Origin of the sequence: Paraglaciecola sp. (assembly GCF_039942875.1) — a bacterium.
Classification (GTDB): Bacteria; Pseudomonadota; Gammaproteobacteria; order Enterobacterales; family Alteromonadaceae; genus Paraglaciecola.
Genome location: NZ_JBDVBQ010000027.1, coordinates 136,668 through 143,838, shown reverse-complemented (window position 1 = coordinate 143,838; position 7,171 = coordinate 136,668). Strand labels below are relative to the sequence as shown.

The 7,171-nt window shown below is 40.0% G+C and carries 5 protein-coding genes; 1 reads left to right on the top strand and 4 read right to left on the bottom strand.

Annotated features, from left to right (window positions below; genetic code table 11):
• Nucleotides 1-138: 138 nt before the first annotated feature.
• Both ABJE44_RS10840 and ABJE44_RS10835 read right to left on the bottom strand, forming a co-directional pair.
• Nucleotides 139-450: a hypothetical protein gene (locus ABJE44_RS10840; RefSeq protein ID WP_348110752.1), complete on the bottom strand. Its 312-nt coding sequence runs from the start codon at nucleotides 448-450 to the stop codon at nucleotides 139-141.
• 450 nt (nucleotides 451-900) lie between these two features.
• Nucleotides 901-1,362, bottom strand: coding sequence for a hypothetical protein (locus ABJE44_RS10835; RefSeq protein ID WP_348110751.1), 462 nt, complete (start codon nucleotides 1,360-1,362; stop codon nucleotides 901-903).
• A gap of 245 nt (nucleotides 1,363-1,607) precedes the next feature.
• Between ABJE44_RS10835 and ABJE44_RS10830 the strand changes: the two genes are divergently transcribed.
• A complete protein-coding gene (locus tag ABJE44_RS10830; protein WP_348110750.1) occupies nucleotides 1,608-2,573 on the top strand; it encodes an integron integrase in 966 nt (321 codons plus the stop codon).
• Between the two features lie 26 nt (nucleotides 2,574-2,599).
• Here ABJE44_RS10830 and ABJE44_RS10825 read toward each other — a convergent pair whose 3' ends face one another.
• Together ABJE44_RS10825 and putA are read right to left on the bottom strand one after the other, a co-directional pair.
• Nucleotides 2,600-3,082 (bottom strand): Lrp/AsnC ligand binding domain-containing protein, encoded by a 483-nt coding sequence (locus ABJE44_RS10825; RefSeq protein WP_348110749.1) that lies wholly within the window; start codon nucleotides 3,080-3,082, stop codon nucleotides 2,600-2,602.
• Between the two features lies 1 nt (nucleotide 3,083).
• Nucleotides 3,084-6,890, bottom strand: coding sequence for a bifunctional proline dehydrogenase/L-glutamate gamma-semialdehyde dehydrogenase PutA (gene putA / locus ABJE44_RS10820; RefSeq protein WP_348110748.1), 3,807 nt, complete (start codon nucleotides 6,888-6,890; stop codon nucleotides 3,084-3,086).
• Between the last annotated feature and the right edge of the window lie 281 nt (nucleotides 6,891-7,171).

Here is a 7,171-nt window from a genome sequence, read left to right as displayed (position 1 = left end):
ATGTGTTTGCTGTAGGCGATTACCTAATAGCCACAAAGACAGATGAAGTAAACGGCTTAGCTCAGAGGTTTAGATTGATCCTGAAAAAATGATCAAAAGATGACTAGTACCTATTGACCAACCAGAGGCTCATATGTGTTAGCGAGAAATGCTGGCAAACCAATGTAAACCCGGTATCCCTAAGATTACTGGCCCCTCAAGAACTTCATGAAGCTTAACCGAATTTGGGGCTGACAATAACTTAACTTTTAATTTCTTGTTGCGACGAATTCCCTTAATAGATTGAACTAGGACTAACAAATAAAAACAAAATCCGATAGTTCCCCACAGACTGGCCTGTGTTAGCGCAAGTATAAATAACCCCAATATCGGTGCAACAACAGCAGAAATCCAATACTTCATGTTTTCTTTACTAATTGCTTCATAAACCTTATTTGCTTCCCTACTCATATATTTTCCCGCTAACACTTAATATAACTGGAAAATACGAGCGCTTTACAGCGAGTAGTTTTCCAGTTGATGTTTTTGTTATGTTTAAATGCTGCATAAATTGAAAAAATTGAAAGACAAAATACATGCTATTACCACAACAATGCTAGTAATAAAGACTGGTCGCCACTTTACCCCTGTATTATTCAAATACTTTGAACTAAGCAGAATGTGAAAAGGGCCAAATAATTCAAACCAAAACCATTTACCTTTCTCAGGTTCAATTTCATTCGTGAATACAATAAATCCACTTACGATTGTCATTAGAGTCGCAATTACGGAAACTAAAAATACAATTTCATCAATCAACTGTGTGCAATCGCTGAAAAATATAGTCATAAACTCTTTTTAAACATAACGCTTCAAATATGGGGCGCGCGCTGTTTGCGCGTCCCTGCCATAATTTGTTTGTTAGCTTTCATCTTCTAAGCCAATTACACTGATTTTGTAGTCACCAGCTTCTTCAATCTTGTCATCAATATCAGTTTTAATTTCCAAGGCATTTACATTCCACTTGTCATTTGGTTTATAGAATTCAAAGTATAAAACTACTGGCTGTCTTTCAAATTTTAATAAGTACCATCTAGCCCAGTAGTCTCCTTTTAAGCCTTGTTCATGAATTAATTTATACGAATAGTAATTTCCAAAAACCTTAAAATAATTCTCGAACTCACCATCGACTTGCTCAAGATCTGCCGGACTAATATATTTGATGGCAGCTCCTTTTGACAAAGCATTGGAAGCTATGTTTTTGTACTTTCCTTTTTCAATTAACTCAAACACTGGCTTTACAAGTTGATCCAGTGTTTCACTTTGTTCCGCGTAAACGTTTAGGGATAAGACAAAAAGTAAAATAATATATAAATTTTTCAAAGATTCCTCCGATGAAAGCTAACAATATTAATAGGCGGAAAAATTCCGTGTTTAAACACGGAATTTTTCCGCCTTTCTACATATCCCATTTCTACCATAACCTCTAACCCTTTGTACAGGCTAACTTTATTGCCCTCTATGGATCTAGCACATGGAGAAATACGGAATATTTCCTAGATCTTGCTGTTATGCGGATTATTAACTATAACTGTATAAATAAACATGCAATTTAGTAAGGATACTTTGTGCCTAAATCAATGTTCTTGAATATGATAAAAGATGAAATGTATAAATTACGTTATTCTAAACGCTCGATTAAAGCTTATCTCAAGTGGATCAGTAGCTATATACATTTTCACCAGAAAAAACACCCAAATTTAATGCATGATAGAGAGGTAGAAGCTTTCCTTTCACATTTAGTATTAGAGTTAGATGTGGCTGCAGCAACACAAAAATCAGCACTAAATGCCTTGGTATTTCTGTATCGGGATATCATTCATCAGCCTTTAAGCTTTAAGTTAAATTTTGTTAAAAGTACTCGACAACAAAAACTTCCAATCGTACTAACTACTGATGAAATGCGGAACTTATTAGTGGTTGTAAACGCTCAACAAAAGCTAGCAGTATCCATTTTATATGCTAGTGGTTTGCGCTTAATGGAATGTATTAGATTGAGAGTCCAAGATATAGACTTTGACTTCAAATCTATTCGAGTTTGGAATGGCAAAGGCGGTAAACATAGAGTAGTTACGTTAGCAGAAGAGCTTATACCTCCTCTGCAACAACAAATCACTGTAGTAAAACAATATTTGGAAGCGGATCTGCTTAATCCTGAATACAGTGGCGTCTATTTACCTCATCGTTTAAGGCATAAATTCAAGCAGGCCAATCGTTCGATACAATGGCAATATCTGTTTGCTTCTAGTCGATTATCAACAGATCCTGAAGACCAGTCATTAAGGCGCCACCATATTGATGCATCTGCGGTACAAAAAGCAGTACGAAATGCCGCCAAAAAAGCCAGCATTCCAAAAACCGTTACACCTCACACTCTACGCCACAGCTTTGCCACTCACCTATTACAATCTGGTGCGGATATTCGCACAGTACAAGACCAATTAGGCCATGCCGACTTGCGTACCACTCAAATATATACGCACATTCTACAACGTGGCGGCAACTCTGTAGTTAGCCCTTTATCTAGGCTTTAATCTCTATCCCATAAGCTTTTAGTAAACTACTTAGTGTCAACTGGCACTATATGGGTAGATTTTATTTCTTCCATCACCACATAGGTGAATGTTTGGGTTACCCCTTTGATATCTGCAAATTTTTCACCCAAGAACTTTCTATAGGTTTCCATATCTTGCACCCGTATTTTAAGCAAATAATCAAAGCCCCCTGCCACTAATGAACATTCTATTACTTCGTCTAACTTTCTAACCTGTTGATTAAACTGGTTCAGTGCTTGGGTGCTGGAGTTTTCTACCGACACCTGCATGTAGGCTGTTAGTTTAGCATTTAATTTTTTAGCATTGAGATGGGCCACATATTTGTCTATGTAGCCATTTTTCTCTAAGCGTTTAACCCTTTCTAAACAGGGAGTTGGACTTAGATTGACTTGATTAGCAAGCTCCACATTTGATATGCGGCAATTACTTTGCAGCATATCAAGAATTTTGTGATCTATACGGTCAAGCTCGGTTGAGTATTTTTTCATATTAGCTTTCTTTTAAATTCAATAACATGGCGTTACCACCTGTCGCCACAATGTTATTGGTTTTGGTTTTTTCAATGGCGTAAGGCGATAACGCAAATTGACTTTGAACATGATTGATCACAGGTACGATTGCCCCGTCTCTTTTAGTTAACACTGGCCAAAGGCCGTTGGTATCATGGCAAGCGATTAAAGCAATTTGGTTATGGAGCAACCACTTGCCCATATCCTCAAACTCGCCTGCTACATGCACTAACCCAGCAGGAATATGACCTTGAAAGATACTCGCGATGCTTGATATAAGGTCGTGGCTAGGTTGATCTCGACCTATAACAACCACACCATTACCAGAAACTAATGCACTGATAAACTGCAGTATTGAGTGCCCATTCGTTAATGACTCTGTATCAGCGATTAACAAAGCGACACCTCTGGCATGTAAGCTAAGCTCATTGGTTTCGCCAGTTGGGCCGGGTAATTCTGTTACGTCTTTAAACAAGGTATTGGCTTGGGTGAGTCTATTTTGACTCAGCGCAACGCGGGCTTTATCAAGCTGCTGATTACCTTCTAACGCACTTATGACTTTTGTTAGTGCATCACATCTCGTAGCCACGGGGGTTTGGTCCCAAGTGTGCTGTATGCCGGTGATATTATTTAAAAACTGCAGACAATCTTGAGAGACTGGTTGTGAGGTTTGCGCTTCTGCTATTGAGTTGTCTCCAATATCTACACTTTGCCATAAATCGGTAAAGCGCAATAAGTAATGAGGCCCGCCTGCTTTAAACCCAGTGCCTGATAAACCATGGCCACCAAATGGGTTTACGCCTACCACAGCCCCTACAATATTACGGTTAATGTAGGTGTTACCCACCTTAGTTTGCTCGAATACTTCATCAGCGAATTGTTTAATACGGCTATGCACACCAAGTGTTAAACCGTACCCGGTATTATTTACGTCTTGGATCACTTGCTTAATATCGGCAGCTTTATAACGAATGACATGCAATATAGGACCAAAGACTTCTCGCTCAAGCTGATTAATATGTTGAATTTCATACACTTGTGGCTCGATAAACGCACCATTTTCACACTCAGCTGTTAACGACCCTTTAGTAACTAAGGTTGCTTCTTTTCGCATTTTAGCACTATGGGCTTGCAGGATTTGCTGGGCTTTGCCGTCGATAACAGGGCCTAAGTCACTATTTAATTGCCATGGGTAACCCACTTTCAAGGTATCGATAGCCCCTTGCAGCATACTTAACATATTATCTGCAATATCTTCTTGTAGGTACAAAACCCGTAATGCCGAGCAGCGCTGCCCTGCGCTCAAAAATGCCGATTGTATAACGCTATCTACCACTTGTTCAGGTAGTGCCGTCGAGTCAACTATCATGACGTTTTGACCACCAGTTTCAGCGATAAACGGTGGCATGCTAGTCCCTCGTTGTACTAAATCATTTTGAATACGTTTTGCGGTTTCTGTTGAGCCGGTAAACGCCACACCAGAGACAAGGGGACTTGCTAATAATTTAGGACCAATATCAGCTCCTGTGCCTGTCAATAACTGCAATGCCTCTACTGGAATACCCGCTTGGTGCATTAACTCTACTGCATACGTTGCCACTAAGGGAGTTTGTTCTGCAGGCTTGGCAATTACACTATTACCTGTTACTAACGCGGCCACCACTTGGCCCACAAATATCGCCAGCGGGAAGTTCCAAGGGCTAATGCACACGAATACACCTTTACCTTGAGTTAAACCATGATTTCTACCATGTTCGGCGTGTAGTAATCTTGCTTGCAAGGCGTAGTAACGGCAAAAGTCTACGGCTTCGCGTACCTCAGATATACCATCACCTAAAGTTCTGCCAGCTTCGTAGCTTATTAGCGTTGTGAGAGTGTGGGTATATTGTTCAAGTAAATCTGCTGTTTTTTCTAAGGTATCAGCTCTTTGTTCAACATTTTGAGCCCCCCATTCGATTTGCGCTGCAGCGGCACTTTGTAAAGCATTGCTAATATCATCGGGAGTCGCATCAGTGCACTGCCCTACTTTTAGATTGGCATCTGCGGGAGAAAAAATGCTGTAGCTAGGCTCAATTCGTTTTATACCATTAACTATGGGGCCGGCAGACCAATTTTGCTTTAAAGCATTATTTACATGATCTTGTAAATCAGAGAAAACCAATGGGTCATCCAAATCAAGACCTGTCGAGTTGTCTCTTTGCTCACCATGGTCAACAAACAAATCTTTAGAAACAGGAATTTGAGTGTTTCGATTGCCAGGCATATTCTCAATAACTTCTTCAACACCCTGTACTAGGTTTTTAGCAGGTACTTTACCGTCTAAGAATTGATTAACAAACGAGCCGTTTGCACCATTTTCTAATAATCGCCTTACCAAATAAGGCAGTAAGTCTTTATGCACTCCAACAGGGGCATACACTCGCAGCGGTAACTCAATGCCCGTTGACTTACTTACTTGAGCATAAAGTAGCTCACCCATGCCATGTAAACGTTGAAACTCAAAGGTCCCCATGCCCTTAGTGCCAGCCAACTGCATAATCAAGGTCATGGTATAAGCATTGTGTGTCGCAAATTGCGGGTAGATGTTTTCTTTATTGGCTAATAACTTTCCAGCACAGACTTGGTAACTCAAATCGGTATTAACTTTACGGGTAAACACTGGGAATTCATCAAAGCCCATTTCTTGGGCATGTTTAATTTCTGCGTCCCAATACGCCCCTTTAACCAGTCTTACCATTAGTTTTCTGTTTGATAACTTTGCAAGTTCAACCAACCAATCTACCACATAAAGGGCACGTTTTTGATAGGCTTGTAGCACAAAACCTAAACCATCCCAGCCTTGTAATTCTGGGGCAAACGCTAAAGCTTGAAAGATATCTAATTCAATGTCTAATCGAGCAGCTTCTTCAGCATCTATAGTCAAGCCTATGCCTAATTCTTTAGCCCGTATGGCAAGCTGCAAAACACTAGGTAATAATTCTTCGAGTACTAACTCCTGATGACTAAATTCGTACCTAGGGTGTAATGCACTTAATTTTACGGATATGCCGTCAGCTGCATAAATATCTGATTCTTTATTCTTTTTACCAATGCTCTCAATGGCATGTAAGTATGACTGAAAATATTTTTCACCGTCTTCGTAGGTTCGCGCCCCTTCACCTAACATATCAAAAGAAAAGCGTGTGCCTTTGGGGTTACCTTTGCGGCCTCTTTTCGCGGCTTCATCTATATCTCTACCTAAGACATATTGCTGCCCCATAAACTTCATCGCTTCTAGTGTTGCACGGCGCACCACTGGCTCGCCAACACGAGCCATAAATTTACGAAGCCAGTTACTAGATTCACCGGGCTTATCATTACTTCGATTGAGGATTTTGCGTGTGAGGGCCAAACCTGTACTGGCTGCATTCACTAAAAACTCCGAAGAGTGCCCAATGTGCGTGTCCCACTCACCCATGTGTATTTTTTCTGCAATTAATTTATCTACTGTAAAGCTATCTGGCACCCGCAGCAATGCTTCTGCAAGGCACATCAGCACTACGCCCTCTTGGCTAGACAAGCTATATTCTTGCAAAAACACATCAAACAAACCTTGTTTATCTGGGTTAGCACGGCATTCTTCAACAAACTTTAAGGCACTCTCTTCTACTCGACTTTGGGCGTCTACACTGAGTGGATTTTGTTGCAGCAAGTTTTCTACACTTTGCTCTTCTTCTGTCACAATATGTTGACGTACTGCTTGCCTAAAGTTCTGTAAACTAGGGTAGTTCTCTGTGATGTTTTGCATGAGCTGTCACTCTGGGTTCGTTAAATAAAGTCAAGGTATATTGGCGGTATTTTAGACACGAATTATTTTATATGACTCTAAAAACACCTAAATAACAAGTTTTTTAAACTGTATTTTTGGTGTTTAACGATATTTATCACTAAGTAATAAAGAAATAGTTGTAAATTAGTGCTTTGCAAACGGTGAACTAGTTCGCAGATATCTATAGGTATTTTCAGATCTTAGTGAAATGATTTACACGACATTAAGCGCAGCATAATCAAGACAATTAAAACAGGGCC

Coding starts and splice junctions, on each gene's coding strand:
- ABJE44_RS10840 (WP_348110752.1), bottom strand. CDS start 450: ATGAGTAGGGAAGCAAATAAGGTTTATGAAGCAATTAGTAAAGAAAAC.
- ABJE44_RS10825 (WP_348110749.1), bottom strand. CDS start 3,082: ATGAAAAAATACTCAACCGAGCTTGACCGTATAGATCACAAAATTCTT.
- putA (WP_348110748.1), bottom strand. CDS start 6,890: ATGCAAAACATCACAGAGAACTACCCTAGTTTACAGAACTTTAGGCAA.